The sequence below is a fragment of the Starkeya nomas genome (assembly GCF_902703545.1).
GTDB lineage: Bacteria > Pseudomonadota > Alphaproteobacteria > Rhizobiales > Xanthobacteraceae > Ancylobacter > Ancylobacter moscoviensis.
Genome location: NZ_CACSAS010000001.1, coordinates 447,258 through 468,723 on the forward strand (window position 1 = coordinate 447,258; position 21,466 = coordinate 468,723).

Below are 21,466 nucleotides of genomic sequence, written 5' to 3' on the forward strand. Positions count from 1 at the left end.
AGCCGAAGCGCCGAGCCGGGAAGCGACTTCAGCCGTTATAGCGCCTCAGCGCGAGCACGGCGTTCAGCCCACCGAAGGCGAAGCTCGACGAGATGGCGACCTCGATCGGTGCGTTGCGCGCGGCGTTCGGCACGCAGTCGATGTCGCATTCCGGGTCGAACTCGTTGAAGCCCATGGTCGGCGGCAGGAAGCCCTCGCGCAGGGCGAGCACCGTGGTCACGAGGTCCAGAGCCCCCGAGGCGTTCATCGTGTGGCCGTACTGCGATTTCGACGAGGACACCGGCAGGCGGGCGAGGTGGTCGCCGAAGACGTGGCGCAGCGCCGCCGTCTCGGTCTTGTCGTTCAGCACCGTGGCGGTGCCGTGGGCGCTCACATAGTCGACCTGTTCCGGCGCGAAGCCGGCATCTTCCAGCGCGAAACGCATCGAATCCGCCGCGCTCGCCATGTCGGGAGCGGTGATGTCCATGCCGTCGGCGCTCATGCCGAAGCCGATCAGTTCGCCATGGATGGTGGCGCCGCGGGCGATGGCCCGGTCCATGTTCTCGAGCACCACGGCGGCGCCGCCCTCGCCGATGACGAGGCCGGCGCGGTCCTTGGAGAAGGGGTGGCAGCCATTGGGGGCGAGCACGCGCAGCGCTTCCCAGCTCTTCAGCATCCCGTAGGTGAGCTGCGATTCCGCGCCGCCGGAGACCGCGACGTCCAGCATGCCGGAACGGATCATGTGGAAGGCGGTGCCGATGGCGTGCGAGGCCGAGGAGCAGGCCGAGGCGACGGAGAAGGAAGGCCCGTGGATGCCGAGATCCATGGTGATGTGGCTCACCTGCCCGCTCGGCATGGCGCGCGGCACGGTGAAGGGGTGCGGGCGCGGCGCCTTGTCGGCATAGAGCTTGTGGTAGCTGTCGTCGACGGCGTGGAAGCCGACGGAGGCGGCGAAGATGGCGCCGGCGCGGTGGCGCGGCACGCCTTCGAGCGCCGGACCGGCATCGGCCAGCGCCTGCCGGGCGACGACGACGGCGAACTGCGAGGTGCGGTCGAGGAGGCCGAGCTGGCGGGGCTCGAAATGCTCCTCCGGCGTGAAGCCGCGGACCTCGGCGGAGATCTTCGTCTTCATGGTGGAGACGTCGACGCCCTGGGTCTCGCCGATGCCGACCGTGCCGGCGCGCAGCCCGGCCAGATGCGTGGGAACGTCGTTGCCCAGGGCGGAGAGCGCGCCGAGCCCGGTGATGGCGACGCGGGCTGTCATCAGGCCGACTTGGCCTTCTGCACGGCGAGAAGCTCGGCGACATGCTCCACCAGCGTGCCGACGGTCACGTCGTTGCCGCTCAGCGGGCCGTCATTGGGGATCTCGATGCCGAAGCGGCTTTCCAGCTTGAAGATCGTCTCGATGAGGTCGAGCGAGGAAATGCCGAGTTCGGAGACCGGGGTCTCCGGCGTCAGCAGGCTCGAATCGACACCCACCTCGCCGGAGATGAATTCGACGATTTCGGCGACGGCGGGATCGTCTGTCTGCATGCGTCTGCTCTGTCTCGTGCGTCGGCGCGAAGCCGGGGATTGCCGTTAGGTATCACAAAGAAAGGCGGTTGGGGCAGCAGCGTCAAATGACCGACATATGTGTCCGGCGCATGTCATCTCGTCATGTCGCGGCCGCCGCCTTCACGGCTTCACGCCGGCGCGGTGTGCCCGGATGAGCTGGGAAAGATAGAGCGCGGAAGACTTCGGCGTGCGCTGCTGGGTCTCGAAGTCCACATGCACCACGCCGAAGCGCCGGCGCTCGCCCTCGGCCCACTCGAAATTGTCGAGCAGCGACCAGGCGAAATAGCCGTTGAGCGCGCAGCCCTGCGCGATCGCCTCGCCCGCCGCCGTCAGGTGGGCGCGAAAATATTCGGTGCGCTCGGGGTCCTGCACCGTGCCGTTGGCCGGCGCGGGGTCCTCGTAGCAGGCACCGTTCTCGGTGATGAACACCGGCGGGTTGCCGTAGGAATCGCGCAGGCGCTTCAGCACCTCGACCATTCCCTGCGCGCTGATCGGCCAGCCGAGCAGCGTTGTCGGCGTTCCCGGCGGCAGGGCGCCGTAGCCCGCCTGGGCGAGGAAGGCCGCGGGGTCGTGCTTGATGTAGGACGGCCCGTAATAGTTCACCCCGAGGAAGTCGACCGGCACGCGGATCGCCTCCATGTCGCCGGGCTTCACCAGCTGCGCGAACACGTTCTCGAACGGCGCGGGGTAGCGGCCGTGGAACAGCGGGTCGAGGTTGATGGTGTTCCAGCAGGCGTCGAAGCGCTGGGCGGCGGCGATGTCCGCCTCCTGCTGCGAGGCCGGGAAGATCGGCTGCAGCGAGAACACCGTGCCGACCTTCAGGTCGCTGCGCAGCGCCCGCACCGCCGCCGCGCCCACGCCCTGCGCGAGGTTCTGGTGGTGCTGGGCCATCACGTAGCTCGGCCAGCCGGTCAGTCCCGGCGCGTGGTTGCCGAAGCCGTGGCCGAAGATGGCGTGCACGGAGGGCTCGTTGAGCATGGCCCACGGCTTCACCCGGTCGCCGAGCCGGCCGACCACGGCGCGGGCATAGTCGGCGAACCAGTTGGCGATGTCGCGGTTGTGCCAGCCGCCCCGGTCCTGCAGCGCCTGCGGCAGGTCCCAGTGGTAGAGGCAGGCCATGGGCAGGATGTTGCGCGACAGCAGCTTGTCGACCAGCCGGTCGTAGAAATCGAGGCCGGCGGCGTTCACCTGCCCCGTGCCCTCGGGGACGATGCGCGGCCAGGCGATGGAGAAGCGGTAGGACTGGAGCCCCAGCCGCGCCATCAGCTCCACGTCGTCGGCGTAGCGGTTGTAGTGGTCGCAGGCGACGTCGCCATTGGTCCCGTCGGCGATCTTGCCCGGCGTGTGCGAGAAGGTGTCCCAGATGGAGGGCCGCCGCCCGTCGGCCTTCACCGCCCCCTCGATCTGGTAGGAGGAGGTCGAGGCGCCCCAGAGGAAGCCGGCCGGCAGCTGCGGCACCCCGCCGGGCGGCAGCGGCTGCACGGCGCCGGGCTGGGGGCCGGTCTGCGCGCGCGCGGGCAGGGCCGGCAGGGCGGCGGCGGCGAGGCCGGAGGCGAGGAAGTCGCGGCGTCGGAGCATCGGCGGAGTTTCCCCTCGTTCTGCTGGAGGTCGTGTCTAGGCGGTCAGCAGCCGGATGGCGATCAGCAGCACGATGGCAAGCGCGCCCTGCAGCGCGGTGCCGAGCGAGAAGCGGGCGAGTGCCGCCCCGGGCGTGAAGCCGCCGCCCCGTGCAACCAGCCAGAAGAATCCGTCATTTATGTGCGACACGCACATCGCGCCGGCGCCGATCGCCAGCGCCGCGAGGGTCCGCCCGGCGGGATCGCCGAGGCCGAGCGGGTCGACCAGCTCCATCATCATGCCGGCGGCGGTGATGGCCGCGACCAGCGAGGAGCCCTGCAGCGTCTTGATCACGGCGGCGAGCGCGAAGGGCAGCAGCAGGGCCAGCGCCCCCGCCGGCGCGAAGCCGAGCAGCCGCTCGGCGTTCATCTCCGCCATGCCGGTCTCTTGCGCGATCTTCGACAGGCCGCCCGCCGCGCCGACGAGCAGCAGCAGCGGCGCGACCTTGGTCAGCGCCCGCCCGGCCCAGCCCTTCTCGGTGAGCCCGCCCGGCTCCCAGTGGCCGCTCAGGAGCAGCAGCAGGCCGGTGCCGACCAGCAGCAGGATGACCGGCCGGCCGAGGGCGATGAGGAATTCCCGGTTGGAGCCGCCGCCCAGCGGCTCGGAGGCGATGTCGCCGAGCGACTGCACGATCAGCAGTCCGACCAGCACGAGGCTGACCAGCGTCAGCGCCAGCGCGCCGCGCCGGGGCGCGTGCAGCGTCTCGCCGTCGAGGGCGCGGGCGGTGTCGGCCGGGTCCGGGCGGCCGCTGGCCACCGCGCGGGCGAAGGCGGTGCCGAGCAGCAGGGCGAGCAGCGCCACCGGCAGGCCGATCGCCGCCGCCTGCGTCCAGTCCGCCTGCAGGATGGTCAGGCCCGCGAGCATCACTGGCGCGGGGATCAGCAGGCCGTGGCTGGCGGAGAGGGCGAGCCCCAGCACCAGCGCCGAGCGCGGGCTGTCGCCGCCGATGCCGCGCCGCAGCGGGTCGAGTACCGCGAAGGCCGCCGCCGGGGTCGAGCCGAGGCCGGCGACCAGCCCGAGCAGCGCCAGCGGCGCGGATTGCGAGCGCCAGCCGCGCGCCCGCTGCCGCAGCCGCGCCGTGGCGCCGCTGGCGTCGGCGATCTCGGCCATCAGCGCGGCGGCCACCACGGTCAGGCCGAGCGCGTTCAGCGTCTGGCCGAAGCCGAGGCCGAAGGCCTTGCCGACATGGCTCGTCGACATGCCGGCGGCATAGCCGAAGCCGACGCCGGCGACCACGAGGGCGATGAAGGGCTGCACGCGTCCGCGCCCGGTGGCGAGCACCAGGAGGACGAGCGCGGCGAGGAAATAGGCGGCCTGGGTCAGCGACATCGGGGACACGCGGGACGGGAGAAAAGCCGGGGCGGGAGTTCCCCTTGGCTTACCCCGCGCCGCCCGTGCTGTCACCGTGGCCAAAGGACGTCGCGCGCCGGCTGCCGCGTCCGGCCGGCGCCGAAAAGACGCCGGCTCGCTCCAAGCGGCCGGGCTGCGCGAAGCGGCGCCATTGCCGCCGCGCCCCGGCTTTACTAGGTTGCCCGCCCATGATCCGCCGCGTCCTTCCCCTCGCTCTGGCCCTGTTCGCCGCCGCCGCTCCCGCGCTTGCCCAGACAAGCCCGGCGCCCGGCTTCGTGCGCACGGAGGGCACCCGCTTCGTCAATCCGGACGGCACCACCTTCCCGATCAAGGGCATGAGCTTCGGCAACTGGCTGCTGCCGGAAGGCTACATGTTCAAATTCAAGGTCCAGCGCTCCCCGCGCGAGATCGAGGACGTGATCGAATATCTCGCCGGCCCGGAGGAGGCGGAGCGGTTCTGGCGCGATTTCCGCGACGTCTATATCCGCGAGGAAGACCTCGCCTTCCTCAAGGCCGCCGGCTTCACCACCGTGCGCGTGCCGCTGCACTGGAAGTTCTTCCTCGACCCGCAGGATCCCTCCCGCGTCGACCCGGACGGCGAGGGCTGGGCGCTGATCGACCGGGTGATCGGCTGGGCGAAGGCGCACGGCATCAAGGTCATCCTCGACATCCACGCCGCTCCCGGCGGGCAGACCGGCGTGAACCACGACGACGGCGTGGGCTATCCGCTCACCTTTTACGTGCCGGAGTTCCGCCGCCGCACCATCGCCATGTGGCAGGCCATCGCCGCTCGCTACAGGGACGAGACCACGGTCCTCGCCTATGACCTGCTCAACGAGCCGGTCTCGCCCTACAGCGACACCGATTATCTCAACCCGCGCCTTGAGCCGCTCTATCAGGAGATCGCCGCCGCCATCCGCGCGGTCGATCCCAACCACCCGCTCATCCTGGCGGCGGCGCAGTGGAGCACGAATTTCGGCGTGTTCGGCCCACCCTTCGCGGAAAACCTCGGCTACACCTACCACAAGTTCTGGGCCAGCCCGGAACGGCGCGAGGTGCAGGACTACGTGAACTTCGCCAATCGCTGGGGCGCGCCGCTCTTCCTCGGCGAGACCGGCGAGCTCACCGACGACTGGAACGAGAAGTACCGCACGATGAACGAGCGCTTCGGCATCGGCTGGAGCTTCTGGACCTACAAGAACCTCGATTCCCGCTCCACCGTCTCCTCCATCACCAAGCCGGCCGGCTGGGACGACATCGCCCGTTTCGGCAGCGTGCCGCGCAGCGCATGGGAAACGATGGTGAAGCCGCCGCGCGATCAGGTGGTGGCGACGCTGCGCGCCTATGTCGAGAATGCGCGCTTCGCCAACACCACGGTCAATCGCGGCTACGTCGCCTCGCTGGGCCTGAAGGTGCCCGAGGCCGCGTTGACCGGCGCCCCCTGTGGGCGCCTCGCCTCGCTGGAGCCCGTCTCCGGCCCGTCCCAACCGGAAAACGCCTGTCCATGACCAACCATCTGTTCGACACCCTCCGGGCCCGCCAGCCAGAGCGTCAGCGCGTGTTCATCGAGACGCCGGAGGGGACGGTCTACACCTATGCCGATCTCGACCGTCGCTCGGCGCAGTACGCCAACGCGCTGGTGGCGCTGGGGCTGAAGCCCGGCGACCGGGTGGCGCTGCAGGTGGAGAAGAGCATCGAGGCGATCTTCGCCTATCTCGGCACGGTGCGCGCCGGCGGCGTGTTCCTGCCGCTCAACACCGCCTATACCGGCCCGGAGATCGAATATTTCCTCGGCGACGCCGAGGCCCGCATCTTCGTCTGCGATCCCGCCCGGCAGTCCCCGCTCGTCCCCGTCGCCGCCGGGCAGGGCGTCGCCCATGTGCTCACCCTCGACGCGCACGGCCGGGGCAGCCTGAGCGATGCGGCGGATGCCGCCTCCACCTCCTTCGCGGATGTGGCGCGCGCGCCCGACGACCTCGCGGCGCTGCTCTACACTTCCGGCACCACCGGGCGTTCCAAGGGCGCCATGCTGACGCACGCGAACCTCGTCTCCAACGCGCTGGCACTGGTCGACACCTGGCGCTTCACGCCCGCCGACGTGCTGATCCACGCCCTGCCGATCTTCCACACTCACGGCCTGTTCGTCGCCTGCAACGTCACGCTGGCGGCTGGGTCTTCGATGATCTTCCTGCCGAAGTTCGACTCCGAGGCGATCCTGACGCTGATGGACCGGGCGAGCGTGCTGATGGGCGTGCCGACCTTCTACACGCGCCTGCTCAAGGCGCCGAACCTGTCGCCGGAGGCGGCGGCAGGGATGCGCCTGTTCATCTCCGGCTCGGCGCCGCTGCTGGCCGACACGCACCGCGAATGGCGGGCACGGACCGGCCACGCCATCCTCGAGCGCTATGGCATGACCGAGACCGGCATGAACACCTCGAACCCCTATGAGGGCGAGCGCATCGCTGGCACGGTCGGCTTCCCCCTGCCGGGGGTCAGCGTGCGCGTGGTCTCGCCGGAGACCGGGCGGGAGATCAGCGCCGGCGAGATCGGCATGATCGAGGTGAGCGGCCCTAACGTCTTCAAGGGCTACTGGCGCATGCCGGAGAAGACGGCGGCCGAGTTCCACGACGGCTGGTTCGTCACCGGCGATCTCGGCCTGATCGATGCCAAGGGCTATGTGCAGATCGTCGGGCGCGGCAAGGACCTCGTGATCACCGGCGGCTACAACGTCTACCCCAAGGAGATCGAGAGCGAGATCGACGCGCTTCCCGGCGTGGTCGAGAGCGCGGTGATCGGCCTGCCGCACGCCGATTTCGGCGAGGGGGTGACGGCGGTGGTGGTCGCCCGCCCCGAGGCGACGCTGGACGAGAAGGCGGTGATCGAGGCGCTGGAAGGCCGCCTCGCCCGCTACAAGCTGCCCAAGCGCGTCATCTTCGTCGACGACCTCCCCCGCAACACCATGGGAAAGGTGCAGAAGAACCTGCTGCGCGACCAGTACAAGGCGCTCTACGCGGGGTGAGCCACCTCGATCCCTCCCTCTCCCCGTGGGGAGAGGGAAAACAGCCGCACAGCGAGGCGGAAACGGGTTGCCTCGCCGGCGAACCGGCCTAGCTTTCACCCGGGAGGAAAGCCATGGACCCGCTGGCACCGCATTATCGGGTGTTCGAGACCGCGCGCGGCTTCTGCGGCCTTGCCTGGAGCGAGGCCGGCATCACCCGTCTCCAGCTGCCCGCGCCGAGCGTCGCCGCCGCCGAGCGCCATCTGCTGCGCCGCGTGCCGGAAGCGCGTCCCGGCGAGCCGCCGCCGGAGATCGCCGGGACGGTCGCCGCCATCCGGCGCTACTTCACGGGCGAGGCGGTCGATTTCGCGCCGGTGCGCCTCGATCTTGGCGAGCAGGACGTCTTCTTCACGCAGATCTATGCCGCGCTCCGCCGCGTCGGCTGGGGCGAGACCACCACCTATGGCGCCCTCGCCAGGCAGCTCGGCGCCGGGCCGGAGGCGGCGCGCGATGTCGGACAGGCGATGGCGCGCAACCCGGTGCCGCTGATCATCCCCTGCCACCGCGTGCTGGCCGCCGGCGGCAAGCTCGGCGGCTTCTCCGCGCCGGGCGGCGCGGACACCAAGGCGCACATGCTGGAGCTCGAAGGCGTACGTCTCGGGCCGCCGGAGCCGGCGCAGCAATCGCTGGGGTTCTGACGGCGCGCCGTGTCCCGGGCCTCGTCCCGGGCCTCTAGGCCTTCAGCTTGCCGAGCACCTCGATCAGCTCGGAAACCTTGGCCCGCTGCGCGTCGGCGTCGCCGGAGGTGATCGCGTGCTCGACGCAATGGGCGACGTGATCGCGCAGCACCTCCTCCTCCACCTTCTTCAGCGCCGCCCGCACCGCCGCCACCTGCGTGACGATATCGATGCAGTAGCGGTTATCCTCGACCATGCGGGAGAGGCCGCGCACCTGGCCCTCGATGCGGCTCAGGCGTTTGAGACAGGCGTTTCGTGTGTCGTTCTGCATGCTTGCCATATACCCCCATTGGGTATATATCGCAAGTCATAGATACCTCATGGGGGTATAAGGAGGGTGCCATGGCTCACAGCGACCACGATCACGGGGCTCACGATCACGCGGCCCATGATCATGCGGCCGACGGGGACGGCAAGGCCGGGTCATGCTGCGGCGGGCACGCGGCCAGATCTGCGCAAGCACCCGCGCAGGAGCCGGTGCAGGCATCCGCACCGGGGAAGGAGCAGGCTCCATCCTCCTGCTGCGGCGGCCATCACGATCATGACGACCCCCATGGCGATGCCCATTCGCACGATCACGGACATCAGCACGATCATCAGCACGGCCATTCCCACGCCATGCCGGCCGGCGCCGCGCCCGGCGCCGCCTCCCACGCTGCCTCCCACATGGCGAAGGACCCGGTCTGCGGCATGGATGTCGATCCGCACACCGCGACGCTGAAGGCCGACCACAAGGGCATCACCTATTATTTCTGCTCGCCGGGCTGCCGCACCAAGTTCATCGCCAACCCGGAGAAGTATCTCGGCGACAAGGCCCCGGCCGAGCCGGTCCCGGAGGGCACCGAGTACACCTGCCCCATGCACCCGGAGATCCGCCAGATCGGCCCCGGCACCTGCCCGATCTGCGGCATGGCGCTGGAGCCGGTGCTGGTGAGCCTCGACGACGGCCCGAACCACGAACTGATCGACATGACCCGGCGCTTCTGGATCGGCCTCGCGCTGACCGTACCGGTCTTCGCGCTGGAGATGGGCGCCCATCTCGTCCCGGCGCTGCATCATCTCGTGCCGCCGGGCGTGTCGAACTGGATCCAGCTCGTGCTCGCCACCCCTGTGGTGCTGTGGGCTGGCTGGCCGTTCTTCGTGCGCGGCTGGCAGTCGCTAGTCACGCGCAACCTCAACATGTTCACGTTGATCGCCATCGGCACCGGCGTCGCCTATCTCTACAGCCTCGTCGCGGTGCTGGCGCCGGGCGTCTTCCCGCCCGCCTTCCGCGCGGCGGACGGTTCGGTGGCGGTCTATTTCGAGGCCGCGGCGGTCATCACCGTGCTGGTGCTGCTCGGCCAGGTGCTGGAGCTGCGGGCCCGCGAGCGCACCTCCGGCGCCATCAAGGCGCTGCTCGACCTCGCGCCGAAGACCGCGCTGCGCATCAATGCCGACGAGAGCGAGGAGGAGGTCCCGCTCGATCAGGTCGCGGTCGGGGATCGCCTGCGCGTGCGCCCCGGCGAGAAGGTGCCGGTGGACGGCAAGGTGGTCGAGGGCCGCTCGGCGCTCGATGAATCGCTCGTCACCGGCGAATCCATGCCCGTCACCAAGGCGGAGGGCGACCATGTGATCGGCGGTACGCTCAACCGCTCCGGCGGTCTGGTGATCGAGGCGGAGAAGGTCGGGCGCGACACCATGCTCTCGCGCATCGTGCAGATGGTGTCGGAGGCGCAGCGCTCGCGCGCGCCGATCCAGCGGCTCGCCGATCAGGTCGCCGGCTGGTTCGTGCCGCTGGTGGTCGCCTGCGCCGTGCTCGCCTTCATCGCCTGGGCGATCTTCGGGCCGGAGCCGCGCCTGTCGCACGCGCTCATCGCCGCCGTGGCGGTGCTGATCATCGCCTGCCCCTGCGCGCTCGGCCTCGCCACGCCCATGTCGATCATGGTCGGCGTCGGGCGCGGCGCGCAGATGGGCGTGCTGATCAAGAACGCCGAGGCGCTGGAGCGCATGGAGAAGGTCGACACGCTGGTCGTCGACAAGACCGGCACGCTCACCGAGGGCGCCCCCTCCGTCACCGCCATCGTGCCCGGGGAGGGCTTCGCGGAGGCGGAGGTTCTGGGCCTCGCCGCCGCCGTCGAGCGCCCCTCCGAGCATCCGCTGGCCCGCGCCGTCGTCACCGCCGCGCAGGATCGCGGCATCGACATCCCCAAGGTGCGCGGCTTCGACAGCCCGGTCGGCAAGGGCGCCTATGGCCTCGTCGAGGGCAAGCGCGTGGTGCTCGGCAGTGCCGCCTTCCTGGCGGAGCTGGGCATCGACACCTCGGCGCTGGCGGCGTCCGCCGACGAACTGCGCAAGGAAGGCGCCAGCGCCATCCTCGTCGGCGTCAACGGCAAGGCGGCGGCGGTGATCGCCATCGCCGATCCGATCAAGGCGTCGACCCCGCAGGCGCTGGCCGATCTCGCCGCCGAGGGCATCCGGGTCGTCATGCTCACCGGCGACAACCGCACTACGGCGGAGGCGGTGGCGCGCCGGCTCGGCATCGCCGAGGTGGAGGCCGAGGTGGCGCCCGAGGACAAGGCGGCGGTGGTCGAGAAGCTCAAGCGCGAGGGCCGGGTCGTCGCCATGGCCGGCGACGGCGTCAACGACGCGCCCGCGCTCGCCAGCGCCGATGTCGGCATCGCCATGGGCTCGGGCACCGACGTCGCCATCGAGAGCGCCGGGCTCACCTTGCTGCGCGGCGATCTCGGCGGCATCGTCAAGGCCCGCCGGCTCTCGCAGGCGGCGATGCGCAACATCCGGCAGAACCTGTTCTTCGCCTTCATCTACAACGGCGCCGGCGTGCCCATCGCGGCGGGCGTGCTGTACCCGGTCTTCGGGCTGCTGCTCTCCCCCATGGTCGCCGCGCTCGCCATGGCGCTGTCCTCCGTCAGCGTCATCGGCAACGCCCTGCGCCTGCGCACGACGCGGTTGTAGGGCGGGGGGCGGACATGAAAACGCCCCCGGAGGGTTCCGGGGGCGAGATCGGCAGAGGATCACCCGTTGGGGGCGCCGCCCGACCCTGAACAGGGGCCGGGCGAATTCACTTGCGGAAGGCTCACTCCGCCGCGATGCGCAGCGCCGGGGCGGGGCGTTCGACCGGCATGGCCGCCGCCACCTTCTCGGCGATGATCTGCGCGGTGGCGCAGGAGAGCGTCCAGCCCAGATGGCCGTGGCCGGTGTTGTAGAACACGCCCGGACGGACGCCGGCGGCGACGCGCGGCATCATGTCGGGCATCATCGGCCGCAGGCCCGCCCACGGCACGGCGCGCTCGGTGGAGACGCCCGGGAACAGCTTGCGCACCCAGTCGGTCAGCGGGCGAATGCGGTCGGCGCGGATGTCGCGATTCTCGCCGTTGAACTCGGCCGTGCCGGCGACGCGGAAGCGGTCCTTGCCGAGGCGCGAGGTGACGATCTTGGTCTTGTCGTCCAGCAGGCTGACCCACGGCGCCGCGTTCTGGCTCTGCTCGTCGTCGAGCATCACCGTGATCGAATAGCCCTTCACCGGGTAGATGTTCACCCGGTCGCCGAGCCCGGCCGCGATGGCGCGCGAGCCGATGCCGGCGCACACCACCACCGCGTCGAAGGCCAGCGTCTCGCGGCGCGGCGCGGCGTCCTCGGCGTCGGGGGCGAGCGTGAAGGCCACCTCGACGCCCGTGCCGTCCTTGCCCGTGCCGGTATGCGCCACGCGCTCGACGCTCGCCTCGTTGATGAAGCGCACGCCCTTCCGGCGGCACACCTCGGCGAGGCCGAAGGTGAACTTGTGGATGTCGCCGGTCGAATCGGAGGGGGTGAAGAAGCCGCCGTAATAGCTGCCGTGCAGCGTCGGCTCGACGGCGCGGATTTCCGAGGAGGAGAGCGTGCGGCGCTCGAGGCCGCCCTGCGCGTAGAGGTCGGAGACCTTCAGCGCGTGGTCGAAGCTCGCCTTGTCGCGGTAGATGTGCAGGATGCCGCGCGTCTCGTGGTTGAAGTCGATGCCCTCGCGCGCGGCGATGTCGAACATGTAGTTGCGCGCCTGGATGGCGAGGCGCGTGGTCTCGACCGTGTTCGCCTTGTAGTTCGGGATATTGGCGAGGAACTCGGCCATCCAGGAATATTTGTGCCAGGACGGCATGGGGTTCATCAGCAGCGGGGCGTCCGGCGTGAACATCCACTTGATGCCCTTGAGCACGGTCGCCCAGGAATTCCACACCTCGGCATTGGAGGCCGAGAGCTGGCCGCCATTGGCGAAGGAGGTCTCCATCGCGGCATAGCGCTGGCGGTCTATGACGGTGACGTCGTAGCCCTTCTCGTTGAGGGCATAGGCGGTGGTTACGCCGGTGATTCCGGCACCGATGACGGCGATGCTGCGCATGGGGCTCTCCCGCGCTTGAGGACGACGAGGCTCGAACGGCGGCGTTTCCGCTTGGCGTTCCAGCCGGCTGTCCCCATCTGTCGCGGTTACCTGAGAGCTCGCCCCGAGACGGAACGGCGACGGCCGTCGCCTTCCCGGGCTTCCCCTTCGGTGGACGTCTTGCGCTTGCGAACCGGCGCCGACGCCTCTCTCCAGATCGTCCTGACTATGCGGTCCCTGGTGCCTGAGAGTTTCCTGGGGGGTTGCTCCGTCGGCGCCGACACGTGTCCGGGAGGACTGTCGGTCTCTCCCGCATAATCATTAGCAGACGCCTATATGCATCGCACAAAAGCATGCCTCATTCAAGGGCAGAACGGCGGCGGCGGGCCGTTGAACGGTGGATTCCGCCAAAGGGTCTTGCGCCGTGTCCCGGATCGGCGCTGCAGTTCGTCCGGTACCCGGCGCGAGACTCCCCGGCCGATCCCTCACACGCCCGCCGCGTCGAGCCCGAGGTCGAGAATCGGCGCGGAATGGGTGATCCAGCCGACGGAGATCAGGTCCACCCCGCTCGCCGCGATCGGGCCGACGGTCTCGCGCGAGACGCGGCCCGAGGCCTCGGTCAGCGCCCGCCCGTCGACCATGGCGACGGCGTCCTTCAGCGTCGGCGGGTCCATGTTGTCGAGCAGCACCGCGTCGACCCCTTCCGCCAGCGCCGCGTCGAGCTGGGCGAGCGTGTCGACCTCCACCTCGATCTTCACCATGTGCCCCGCATGCGCCTTGGCGGCGCGGATGGCCGGCACCACCCCGCCGGCGACGGCGATGTGGTTGTCCTTGATCAGCACCGCGTCGTCGAGGCCGAAGCGGTGGTTGGAGCCGCCGCCCGCCTTCACCGCGTGCTTCTCCAGCGCCCGCAGTCCCGGCGTGGTCTTGCGGGTGCAGACGATCTGCGCCTTGCCGTGCCGGCGGGCGATCTCGACCAGGCCGGCGGTCGCGGTGGCGATGCCCGACATGCGGCAGGCGATGTTCAGCGCCACCCGCTCGGCGGTGAGGATGGCGCGCGCCGGGCCGTCCAGCCGCAGCACCACGTCGCCGGGCGCCACCCGCGCTCCGTCGCCGCGCTCCACCGTCACCTTCAGCGCGGGATCGACGAGGTCGAAGGCGATCACCGCCGCGTCGATGCCGGCGATCACCCCCGGCTGGCGGGAGGCGATCACGGCCTCGAAGCGGGCCCCGGCGGGGATGACGGCGTCGGTCGTCACGTCGCCGGCGCGGCCGAGGTCTTCCAGCAGCGCCGCGCGCACGACGGGTTCGATCAACAGGCGGGGCAGGGGGGAGAGGAAGGATGACATCGCTGGGCTCACTGCTGTCTTTCAATCCCTCGCGGCCGGGTCCGACCCGGCCATCCGTTCGTCTGGATCTCCGGGGCGGGTTCCCGGGACGAGGGCAAGTTCCAAAGGTCGGTCATGGCCGGGCTTGTCCCGGCCATCCACGTCTTTCGCCCTTGCGCCACGGAAGTCGTGGATGCCCGGGCCGGGCCCGGGCATGACGTCGTTCGGTTTCACGCCACCCGGCGCACGTCGCCGGCCTCGGGGCGGTCGAGCGTGGTTTCGGAATGGCGCGTCACCGCCGCCGGCGTGGGGTGGTCGGCGCGGAAATGCCCGCCCCGGCTCTCGATCCGCCGCAGCGCTGCCTCCGTCACCATGAGCGCGACCAGAGAGAGGTCGTCGCCGTTCGCATCGGCCAGGGCGCCGAGCCGGGCGGCGGCGGCTTCCAGCCCCTGCGCGTCCCGCACCACCCCGACCTTGAGGTCCATCAGCGCGCGGATCTCCGGGCGGGCCGGCGAGAGCGGGCGGATGGCGCCCGCCGGGCGGGGCGCCGGGGAGGCCGCATCCTGTCCGGCAATGTCCTCGGCGATCCATGCGGCATAGGCGAGCGCCTCCAGCAGCGAGTTGCTGGCGAGCCGGTTGGCGCCGTGCAGCCCGGTGGAGGCCACCTCGCCGCAGGCCCACAGGCCCGGCACGCTGGCGCGTCCGGCGTCGTCCACCCGGATGCCGCCCATGTGGTAATGCGCCGCCGGCCGCACCGGGATCGGCGCGCGCGCCGGGTCGAGCCCGTTGGCGCGGCACAGCGCGACGACGCCGGGGAAGCGGCGCTCGACATCCTTCAGCCGCGCGTCGAGCATCACCGTCCGCCCCGCCGCCAGCTCGGCGAAGATGGCGCGGGCCACCACGTCGCGCGGCGCCAGTTCCTGGCCGGGCACCTCGGCCATGAAGCGCTCGCCGTGCTCGTTGACCAGCGTCGCGCCCTCGCCGCGCAGCGCCTCGGTGGCCAGCGGCATCGGCGCCGGGCCGCCCGCGAGCGGGGCGCGTTGATCGCCGCTCACCGCCATGGCGGTCGGGTGGAACTGCACGAACTCCATGTCGCGCAGCGTCGCGCCGGCCCGTGCGGCGAGCGCGAGGCCCGAGCCGACCGCCCCGAGCGGGTTGGTGGTGGAGGCGTAGAGTCCGCCGAGCCCGCCGGTGGCCAGCACCACCGCGCGGGCAGGCAACGCCGCCACCCGGCCTTCGCGGTCGCGCGCGGCGACGCCGGCGACGCGGCCGTTCTCGTCGGTCAGCAGCTCGGTCGCCCGCCAGCCCTCCATCACCTGGATGGAGGGGCAGTCCCGCGCCGCCCGCGCCAGCGTCTCAAGCACCACGCGGCCGGTGCCGTCGCCCTCGGCATGGACGATGCGCCGGCGCGAATGCGCGGCTTCCAGCCCCAGCGCGAGGCTGCCATTGGCGTTGCGGTCGAAGGGCGTGCCGAGCGAGACCAGCCAGTCGATGGCCGCCGGCGCGGCGCCCGCCACGCGGCGCGCCACATGCGGCTCGGAGAGGCCCGCGCCGGCGGTCAGCGTGTCGATGGCGTGGAGGTCCGGCCGGTCGTCCGGGCCGATGGCGGCGGCGATGCCGCCCTGCGCCCAGCCGGTGGCGGCCTCCGCGCCGAGCGGCGAGGCGACGATCAGCGTCACCGGCGCCGGCGCGAGGCGCAGCGCGGTGGCGAGGCCGGCGACCCCGCCGCCGACCACGACGATGTTCTGCGGCGAATGGCTCAACGCGAAGATCCTCGGTAAGCGTCCTCAGCGGATGGCGAGCATGCGCTCGACGGCGAGGCGGGCGCGGTCGGCGATCGCCGGGTCGATCTCGACCGGCGTCGTCATGGTCTCCAGCGCCCGGCGGATGTTCGGGAGGGTGATCCGGCGCATGTGCGGGCACAGGTTGCACGGCCGCACGAACTCCACCTCCGGGTGGCTCACCGCCACGTTGTCTGCCATGGAGCATTCGGTGATCAGCACCACGCGCGCCGGCTTGTGGTCGCCCACATAGTCGGCCATGGCGGCGGTGGAGCCGGCGAAGTCGGCCTCGGCCACCACTTCCGGCGGGCATTCGGGATGCGCCAGCACCACCACGCCGGGATGGTTCTCGCGCAGGTCGCGTATGTCGCTCGGGGTGAAGCGCTCATGCACCTCGCAATGGCCCTTCCAGGCGATCAGCTCGATCTCCGGCACTTCCTTCTGCACGTTCCGGGCGAGGTATTCGTCCGGCAGCATGAGGATGCGGTTGACGCCCCATTCCTTCGCCACCGCGCGCACCACCTTCACGGCGTTGCCGGAGGTGCAGCAATAGTCGCTCTCCGCCTTCACCTCGGCGGAGGTGTTCACATAGGTGACGACCGGCACGCCGGGATAATGCTGGCGCAGCAGGCGGATGTCGGCGGCGGTGATGGACTCGGCCAGCGAGCAGCCCGCGCCCATGTCCGGCATCAGCACGGTCTTGGAAGGGTTCAGCAGCTTGGCGGTCTCGGCCATGAAGTGCACGCCGGCCATGACGATGATGTCGGCGTCGACCGTCACCGCCTCGCGGGCCAGCGCGAGGCTGTCGCCGACGATGTCGGCCACCGTGTTGAAGATTTCCGGCGCCTGGTAGTTGTGGCCGAGCACCACGGCGTTCTTCTCGCGCTTCAGCCGTTCGATGGCCTCGACGTCGCGCACGATCAACGGCCACTCGGCCGGCGTCACATGCTTGGAGACGCGGGCATAGAGATGCGCCAGCGGCAGCGCCGGGGTGGCGGCGGGAACGCTGTCGGGCGTAAAGGCGGGCGCGAAGCCCTCGGCGGTTTCCGTGCGGGCGGCGACGTTGACATCCAGCATCGCGTCCTCCCCTTATGCTCGTTTTGAGTATATCTAGGGCCAAAGAAGACCGGGCCCAAAGCCCGGCGATTGAGCTTATGCTAGGACTGAGTATAAGTCGCTGTCAACAGTCCGTCACAAATCGGGTCATTGGCTTTTTTGCGCAGCGGGCCCGCCGGCGAATTTCGACGTTGGAGTTTCGAGCATGACGTTGACGATCGGGCCGGCCGCCGAGGCGGATGAGCGGGCGGTGGTCTATCTCTGGCGGGCCTGCGGGCTCACCGTGCCCTACAATGATCCGGCGACGGATTTCCGCTTTGCGCGCGGCGGCGCCAGCTCCGAGGTGCTGGTGGCGCGCCTCGAATGCGGCCGCGTCTGCGCCACCGCGATGGTCGGCCATGACGGGCACCGGGGCTGGCTCTACTACGTCGCTGTCGATCCCATGCTCCAGCGCCAGGGCGTCGGCGCGGAGATCGTCGGCGCGGCCGAGGCGTGGCTGAAGGCGCGCGGCGTGGTCAAGGCGCAGCTTCTGGTGCGCGAGACCAACACGGCCGTGGTCGCCTTCTACGAGAAGCTCGGCTTCGAGGTCGCCCCGCGCGTGGTCATGGCGAAATGGATCGACGGGCGGGATTGAGCCGTGCCATGGGCGGTCCTCAACGCCTTGATTGTATCTCAAATGAGTTACATATAGCGGAAGGAGGTTCCGATGGCCCAGACATCCATGATCCATGTGCGCATTGACGACGAGACGAAGCGGCTTGCCTCCACCGCGGTCGAGGCGATGGGGCTGTCGCTGTCGGACGCGGTGAGGCTGTTTCTTCACCGCGTGGTCGCGGATCAGGCTCTTCCCTTCGAGCTCAAGGTGCCCAACGCGGCCACCCGCGAAGCCATCCGGGAAGCCGATCAGATCGCCCTCGCTCGCAAGGCCCGCTTCGCGACGGCCGATGATCTGATGGCGGACCTTGAAAAAGCCGGCGGGAAGTAAGCGCGCTCCGTTACCCCGGGCGTCCGATTACACCAAGGCCTTCCTCAAGGATTGGGAACGGCTGTCGCGATCGGGCCGTTTCGACATGAACCGCCTCAAGGAGGCGATGCTGCTGCTGATCGCGAATGACGCGCCGCTGGGGCCGGAATGGCTCGACCACCCGCTCAAGGGCGACTGGCAGGGGCATCGGGAATGTCACATCGGCGGCGATTTTCTGCTGGCCTACAAGATCGACGACAGCGGCAGGACGGGTGTCGTCGTCTTTGTACGGGCGGGCACGCACGCCGATCTGTTTGACGAGTGATCACCGCCGCCCGAAGCCGCCCGGCAGGCGCACGCCGGGGGCGGGGCGCTCCAGCAGCACCTCGCGGCGGAAGCGCACCAGCCGCGCCGGCCGCCCGCCGGTCTCGGCCGTGGTCTCGCCGGTCTCCTCGACGAGGCGCTGCTGCTCGATCAGCCGGCGGAAATTCTGCTTGTGCAGCCGGATGCCCGACAACGCCTCCACCGCGCGCTGGAGCTGGCCGAGGGTGAAGCTCGGCGGCATCAGCTCGAACACCACTGGGCGATATTTAATCTTGCCGCGCAGCCGCGCGATGGCGAGCGCCAGCATGCGGCGGTGGTCCTCGCGCATCTCCGAGCCGGAAGGGCCGGGGGCGGCGCGCTCGGAGCCGCGCTCGCGCAGCGCCTCGCCGACCAGCCCCGCCTCGTAAAGCAGCTCGTAGCGCTCCAGCACGCGCTCCTCGTTCCAGCCCGCCTCGCTGCCGCCGGCCGTGCCGCCGAAGCACAGCGCGACGCGCTCGGCGCGCATCTCGCCCATGCGCGAGCTCGCCGCCCCGGCCGCCCAGGCGCGCAGCCCGTGGTCGAGGCTGTCGAGCACGGCCGGGCGCCCGTCGCGCCAGTCCTCCCAGGGGAAGTAGCGGTACCAGCTCTGCCACGCCGCGTCGGTGTCGCCGGCCGGGCGCGCCTCGCGCACCAAAGCGAGATAGGCGAGGGAGAGGGAGCGCGCGCCGTCCTCGCCGCGGTCGCGGTCGCCGAAGGTGTAGAGCTGTTCGACATGGCCGAGCTCCTGCAGCGTCTGCCGCTCCACCCAGGTGCGCAGGCCCACCTCCAGCGTGCGGTGGCCGCGCTCCAGCGGGCCGGAGGGCAGCGAGTCGCGCCCGTCCTCGTGCCGGAGGGTCAGCACCTTCGGGTCGTCGCCGGTCACCGCGACGATCACCGCCGACAGGCCGATGGCCAGTCCCGGCTCGGGCGCGTCCGGCCGGTCGGCCTCGGGGGTCGGATGGGTGAGCGGCGTCGCGGGCATTCGGGCTCGGGCGGCAGTCTCTGGATCGCAGGTCGTCGGGGGCGGGGCGCATAGCGCCGTGACGAAGGATAGCATGCCTGCGCACGGACTGCTTGCGCCGGGCACGCGGGAATGGCAATCCGCCTGAGGATGAAATGGAGGCGCGCGATGAGCGGCAAGGTGGTTCTTCCCGGCGGTGAAAAGGTTCCGGCCCTCGGCATCGGCACCTGGATGATGGGCGAGCGCGCCGCGGCGCGGAAGGAGGAGGCGGAATCGGTGCGGCTCGGCATCGAGCTCGGCCTCACCCTCGTCGACACCGCGGAGATGTATGGCGACGGCGCCTGCGAGACCTTCCTCGGCGAGGCGCTCGCCGGCCTGCGCGAGAAGGTGTTCCTCGTCTCCAAGGTCTATCCGCAGAACGCCAGCCGCGCCGGGGTCGTCGCCGCCTGCGAGCGCAGCCTCAAGCGGCTGAAGACCGACCGGCTCGACCTCTACCTGCTCCACTGGCGCGGCGGCGTCCCGCTGGAGGAGACCATCATCGGCTTCGAGCACCTGAAGACCCAGGGCAAGATCCGCCACTGGGGCGTGTCGAACCTCGATACCGACGACATGAACGAGCTGTACGAGACCCCCGGCGGCGAGGGCTGCGCGGTCAATCAGGTGCTCTACAACCTGACCCGGCGCGGCCCGGAATACGATCTCCTGCCCTGGCTGGAGGAGCACGAGATGCCGCTGATGGCCTACAGCCCGATCGAGCAGGGCCGCATCAGGACCTCCGGCGTGCTCGCCGAGATCGCCGCCAAGCACAAGGCCAAGCCCTTCCAGGTCGCGCTCGCCTGGGTGCTGCGCAACCCGAACAACATCGTCATCCCCAAGGCCTCGCGCCCCGAGCACATGCGCGAGAATGCCGGCGCGCGCGACATCAAGCTCGACGGCGAAGACCTCGCCGCGCTCGATGCGGCCTTCCCGCCGCCGACCCGCAAGCGCGCGCTGGAAATGCTGTGAGCAACTCTCGCATCGGCGCTCCCGACGAGAACGCCGTCATCCCCGGGCTTGACCCGGGGATCCACGCCTTCCTCGGCTGCCGACGGACGTGGATGGCCGGATCGAGTCCGGCCATGACGTTGTGACAGGGGTGGCCGCATGAGCGACGCCTCTCTTCTCCTCGACAACGTCATCCTCGCGCGCGGCGGGCGTACCGTGCTCGACGGCGTGTCGCTGGAGCTGTCCGAGCGGCGCGTCGGCCTCATCGGCAACAACGGCTCCGGCAAGAGCTCGCTGGTGCGCCTGCTCAACGGCCTGCTCACCGCCGATGCCGGCCGCGTCGTCGTCCACGGCCTCGACGCGAAGGAGCAGGCGGCCGAGCTGCCGCGCAAGGTCGGCTTCATCTTCCAGAACCCCGACCACCAGATCATCTTCCCCACCGTCGCCGAGGAGATCGCCTTCAGCCTGGAGCAGGCCGGCCTGCCGCGCCGCGAAGCCGCCAGGGCGGCCGTTCCCGCGCTCGCCCGCTTCGGCCGCGAGCATTGGGCGGAGCGGCCGGTGCACGCGCTCTCCGAGGGCGAGAAGCAGTTCCTGTGCATCATCGCCGTGCTGGTGATGGAGCCAGCGGTGATCGTGCTGGACGAGCCCTTCTCCAGCCTCGACCTGCCCACCCGCCGCCGGCTGGAGGCGCTCATCGCCGGCCTGCCGCAGCAGGTCGTCCTCGTCGCCCATGAACTCGACGCCTTCGCCGCCTATGAGCGGGTCGTCTGGCTGCACGAGGGCAGGGTGGCGATGGACGGCCCGCCCGCCGAGGTCGTCGCCGCCTACCGCGTCTTCGCGGAATCGCTCGGATGATCTCCCTCTATCTCCCCGGGCGCACCTGGTTGCACGCCATTCCCGCCGGCTGGAAGCTGATCGCGCTGGCGCTGGTCAGCCTTACCGTGGCGCCCTTCGACAGCCTTCCGCTGATGGCGGGTCTGGTCCTCGCCACGCTCGCCCTCTACGCCTCGCTCGGCCGCGCCGCGCTGGCGCAGGTGGCGCTATTGCGGCCCATGTGGCCGCTCTTCCTCATCCTGCTCGCCCTGCACGCGTGGAACGGCGACGTCCTCCTCGGCCTCGTCGTGTGCCTGCGCATCCTCGCCATGGTGCTGCTGGCCAATGCCGTGACCATGACCACCCGCATGGACGCGATGATGGACGCAGTGGAGCCGCTGCTGCGCCCGCTCGCCCTGTTCGGCGTGGCGCCGCGCGCGGTGGCGCTGGCGGTGGCGCTGATGATCCGGCTCATACCGCTGCTTTTCGCGCTGTGGGAGTCGCTGAACGAATCCTACCGCGCCCGCACCGGAAGGCGCGGCGGCTGGCGCCTGCTCGCGCCTTTCTGTATCCAGACGCTGAGATTGTCCCATCACACCGCCGAGGCGCTGGCGGCGCGGGGCGGGGTGCCGCGCGGAAGCCGCCGATGAAGGA

General features: G+C 70.5%; 20 protein-coding genes and 1 riboswitch. Of the genes, 10 read left to right on the forward strand and 10 right to left on the reverse strand.

Annotated features, from left to right (window positions below; translation table 11 throughout):
* Positions 1–28: 28 nt before the first annotated feature.
* The 4 genes from STARVERO_RS02200 to STARVERO_RS02215 form a co-directional block, all read right to left on the reverse strand.
* Complete coding sequence (locus STARVERO_RS02200) at positions 29–1,243, reverse strand: beta-ketoacyl-[acyl-carrier-protein] synthase family protein (RefSeq protein WP_159597755.1); 1,215 nt, start codon at positions 1,241–1,243, stop codon at positions 29–31.
* Positions 1,243–1,512: an acyl carrier protein gene (locus STARVERO_RS02205; RefSeq protein WP_159597756.1), complete on the reverse strand. Its 270-nt coding sequence runs from the start codon at positions 1,510–1,512 to the stop codon at positions 1,243–1,245. Before STARVERO_RS02205 ends, STARVERO_RS02200 begins: the two co-directional genes overlap by 1 nt.
* Before the next feature lie 141 nt (positions 1,513–1,653).
* Entirely contained in the window at positions 1,654–3,111 is a 1,458-nt protein-coding gene (locus STARVERO_RS02210; RefSeq protein WP_159597757.1) for a GH1 family beta-glucosidase, read from the reverse strand.
* Positions 3,112–3,147: 36 nt separating this feature from the next.
* Positions 3,148–4,479, reverse strand: a complete 1,332-nt coding sequence (locus STARVERO_RS02215) for a GntT/GntP/DsdX family permease (protein ID WP_159597758.1) — start codon at positions 4,477–4,479, stop codon at positions 3,148–3,150.
* A gap of 209 nt (positions 4,480–4,688) precedes the next feature.
* Here STARVERO_RS02215 and STARVERO_RS02220 point away from each other — a divergent pair, with 209 nt between their 5' ends.
* From STARVERO_RS02220 to STARVERO_RS02230, 3 genes are all read left to right on the forward strand, one after another.
* Positions 4,689–6,008, forward strand: coding sequence for a glycoside hydrolase family 5 protein (locus tag STARVERO_RS02220; protein WP_159597759.1), 1,320 nt, complete (start codon positions 4,689–4,691; stop codon positions 6,006–6,008).
* Entirely contained in the window at positions 6,005–7,519 is a 1,515-nt protein-coding gene (locus STARVERO_RS02225) for a malonate--CoA ligase (RefSeq protein WP_159597760.1), read from the forward strand. Before STARVERO_RS02220 ends, STARVERO_RS02225 begins: the two co-directional genes overlap by 4 nt.
* A gap of 113 nt (positions 7,520–7,632) precedes the next feature.
* Positions 7,633–8,196: a methylated-DNA--[protein]-cysteine S-methyltransferase gene (locus tag STARVERO_RS02230; RefSeq protein WP_159597761.1), complete on the forward strand. Its 564-nt coding sequence runs from the start codon at positions 7,633–7,635 to the stop codon at positions 8,194–8,196.
* A 34-nt stretch (positions 8,197–8,230) separates the two neighbouring features.
* On the opposite strand, the gene STARVERO_RS02235 is transcribed toward STARVERO_RS02230, so the two are convergent.
* Positions 8,231–8,506, reverse strand: a complete 276-nt coding sequence (locus STARVERO_RS02235) for a metal-sensitive transcriptional regulator (RefSeq protein WP_144344002.1) — start codon at positions 8,504–8,506, stop codon at positions 8,231–8,233.
* Positions 8,507–8,577: 71 nt separating this feature from the next.
* Here STARVERO_RS02235 and STARVERO_RS02240 point away from each other — a divergent pair, with 71 nt between their 5' ends.
* Positions 8,578–11,187, forward strand: coding sequence for a heavy metal translocating P-type ATPase (locus STARVERO_RS02240; RefSeq protein WP_422802116.1), 2,610 nt, complete (start codon positions 8,578–8,580; stop codon positions 11,185–11,187).
* 121 nt (positions 11,188–11,308) lie between these two features.
* On the opposite strand, the gene STARVERO_RS02245 is transcribed toward STARVERO_RS02240, so the two are convergent.
* The 4 genes from STARVERO_RS02245 to nadA all read right to left on the reverse strand — a co-directional run bounded on the left by STARVERO_RS02245 (position 11,309) and on the right by nadA (position 16,769).
* Complete coding sequence (locus tag STARVERO_RS02245) at positions 11,309–12,604, reverse strand: D-amino acid dehydrogenase (protein ID WP_159597762.1); 1,296 nt, start codon at positions 12,602–12,604, stop codon at positions 11,309–11,311.
* A 200-nt stretch (positions 12,605–12,804) separates the two neighbouring features.
* A riboswitch (glycine riboswitch) is annotated at positions 12,805–12,906 on the reverse strand.
* A gap of 162 nt (positions 12,907–13,068) precedes the next feature.
* Complete coding sequence (gene nadC / locus STARVERO_RS02250; RefSeq protein WP_159597763.1) at positions 13,069–13,932, reverse strand: carboxylating nicotinate-nucleotide diphosphorylase; 864 nt, start codon at positions 13,930–13,932, stop codon at positions 13,069–13,071.
* 209 nt (positions 13,933–14,141) lie between these two features.
* A complete protein-coding gene (locus STARVERO_RS02255) occupies positions 14,142–15,674 on the reverse strand; it encodes an L-aspartate oxidase (protein WP_159597764.1) in 1,533 nt (510 codons plus the stop codon).
* Positions 15,675–15,698: 24 nt separating this feature from the next.
* A complete protein-coding gene (gene nadA, locus STARVERO_RS02260) occupies positions 15,699–16,769 on the reverse strand; it encodes a quinolinate synthase NadA (RefSeq protein ID WP_159597765.1) in 1,071 nt (356 codons plus the stop codon).
* Positions 16,770–16,953: 184 nt separating this feature from the next.
* On the opposite strand from nadA, the gene STARVERO_RS02265 reads away from it, so the two are divergent.
* The 3 genes from STARVERO_RS02265 to STARVERO_RS02275 all read left to right on the forward strand — a co-directional run bounded on the left by STARVERO_RS02265 (position 16,954) and on the right by STARVERO_RS02275 (position 18,037).
* On the forward strand, positions 16,954–17,382 hold the full coding sequence (locus STARVERO_RS02265) for a GNAT family acetyltransferase (RefSeq protein WP_144344008.1): 429 nt from the start codon (positions 16,954–16,956) through the stop codon (positions 17,380–17,382).
* 87 nt (positions 17,383–17,469) lie between these two features.
* Positions 17,470–17,733, forward strand: coding sequence for a type II toxin-antitoxin system RelB/DinJ family antitoxin (locus STARVERO_RS02270; RefSeq protein ID WP_244616502.1), 264 nt, complete (start codon positions 17,470–17,472; stop codon positions 17,731–17,733).
* Positions 17,711–18,037: a type II toxin-antitoxin system YafQ family toxin gene (locus STARVERO_RS02275; protein ID WP_159597767.1), complete on the forward strand. Its 327-nt coding sequence runs from the start codon at positions 17,711–17,713 to the stop codon at positions 18,035–18,037. Before STARVERO_RS02270 ends, STARVERO_RS02275 begins: the two co-directional genes overlap by 23 nt.
* Here the strand turns inward: STARVERO_RS02275 and STARVERO_RS02280 are convergent, their stop codons facing one another.
* Positions 18,038–19,036 (reverse strand): NUDIX hydrolase, encoded by a 999-nt coding sequence (locus STARVERO_RS02280; RefSeq protein WP_144344009.1) that lies wholly within the window; start codon positions 19,034–19,036, stop codon positions 18,038–18,040. It abuts the gene before it with no gap.
* A gap of 147 nt (positions 19,037–19,183) precedes the next feature.
* On the opposite strand from STARVERO_RS02280, the gene STARVERO_RS02285 reads away from it, so the two are divergent.
* From STARVERO_RS02285 to STARVERO_RS02295, 3 genes are all read left to right on the forward strand, one after another.
* Positions 19,184–20,020 carry an aldo/keto reductase gene (locus STARVERO_RS02285; protein WP_159597768.1) on the forward strand — a complete coding sequence of 279 codons (837 nt, stop codon included), beginning with the start codon at positions 19,184–19,186 and terminating at the stop codon, positions 20,018–20,020.
* 138 nt (positions 20,021–20,158) lie between these two features.
* Positions 20,159–20,854 (forward strand): energy-coupling factor ABC transporter ATP-binding protein, encoded by a 696-nt coding sequence (locus STARVERO_RS02290; protein WP_159597769.1) that lies wholly within the window; start codon positions 20,159–20,161, stop codon positions 20,852–20,854.
* Positions 20,851–21,462, forward strand: a complete 612-nt coding sequence (locus tag STARVERO_RS02295; protein WP_144344012.1) for an energy-coupling factor transporter transmembrane component T family protein — start codon at positions 20,851–20,853, stop codon at positions 21,460–21,462. The genes STARVERO_RS02290 and STARVERO_RS02295 overlap by 4 nt, the downstream gene beginning before the upstream one ends.
* Positions 21,463–21,466 lie beyond the last annotated feature (4 nt).

Excerpts from the sequence above, each read along its gene's own strand:
- STARVERO_RS02200 (WP_159597755.1), bottom strand. The coding sequence starts at position 1,243 with ATGACAGCCCGCGTCGCCATCACCGGGCTCGGCGCGCTCTCCGCCCTG.
- STARVERO_RS02205 (WP_159597756.1), bottom strand. The coding sequence starts at position 1,512 with ATGCAGACAGACGATCCCGCCGTCGCCGAAATCGTCGAATTCATCTCC.
- STARVERO_RS02210 (WP_159597757.1), bottom strand. The coding sequence starts at position 3,111 with ATGCTCCGACGCCGCGACTTCCTCGCCTCCGGCCTCGCCGCCGCCGCC.
- STARVERO_RS02215 (WP_159597758.1), bottom strand. The coding sequence starts at position 4,479 with ATGTCGCTGACCCAGGCCGCCTATTTCCTCGCCGCGCTCGTCCTCCTG.
- STARVERO_RS02220 (WP_159597759.1), top strand. The coding sequence starts at position 4,689 with ATGATCCGCCGCGTCCTTCCCCTCGCTCTGGCCCTGTTCGCCGCCGCC.
- STARVERO_RS02225 (WP_159597760.1), top strand. The coding sequence starts at position 6,005 with ATGACCAACCATCTGTTCGACACCCTCCGGGCCCGCCAGCCAGAGCGT.
- STARVERO_RS02230 (WP_159597761.1), top strand. The coding sequence starts at position 7,633 with ATGGACCCGCTGGCACCGCATTATCGGGTGTTCGAGACCGCGCGCGGC.
- STARVERO_RS02235 (WP_144344002.1), bottom strand. The coding sequence starts at position 8,506 with ATGCAGAACGACACACGAAACGCCTGTCTCAAACGCCTGAGCCGCATC.
- STARVERO_RS02240 (WP_422802116.1), top strand. The coding sequence starts at position 8,578 with ATGGCTCACAGCGACCACGATCACGGGGCTCACGATCACGCGGCCCAT.
- STARVERO_RS02245 (WP_159597762.1), bottom strand. The coding sequence starts at position 12,604 with ATGCGCAGCATCGCCGTCATCGGTGCCGGAATCACCGGCGTAACCACC.
- nadC (WP_159597763.1), bottom strand. The coding sequence starts at position 13,932 with ATGTCATCCTTCCTCTCCCCCCTGCCCCGCCTGTTGATCGAACCCGTC.
- nadA (WP_159597765.1), bottom strand. The coding sequence starts at position 16,769 with ATGCTGGATGTCAACGTCGCCGCCCGCACGGAAACCGCCGAGGGCTTC.
- STARVERO_RS02265 (WP_144344008.1), top strand. The coding sequence starts at position 16,954 with ATGACGTTGACGATCGGGCCGGCCGCCGAGGCGGATGAGCGGGCGGTG.
- STARVERO_RS02270 (WP_244616502.1), top strand. The coding sequence starts at position 17,470 with ATGATCCATGTGCGCATTGACGACGAGACGAAGCGGCTTGCCTCCACC.
- STARVERO_RS02280 (WP_144344009.1), bottom strand. The coding sequence starts at position 19,036 with ATGCCCGCGACGCCGCTCACCCATCCGACCCCCGAGGCCGACCGGCCG.
- STARVERO_RS02285 (WP_159597768.1), top strand. The coding sequence starts at position 19,184 with ATGAGCGGCAAGGTGGTTCTTCCCGGCGGTGAAAAGGTTCCGGCCCTC.
- STARVERO_RS02290 (WP_159597769.1), top strand. The coding sequence starts at position 20,159 with ATGAGCGACGCCTCTCTTCTCCTCGACAACGTCATCCTCGCGCGCGGC.
- STARVERO_RS02295 (WP_144344012.1), top strand. The coding sequence starts at position 20,851 with ATGATCTCCCTCTATCTCCCCGGGCGCACCTGGTTGCACGCCATTCCC.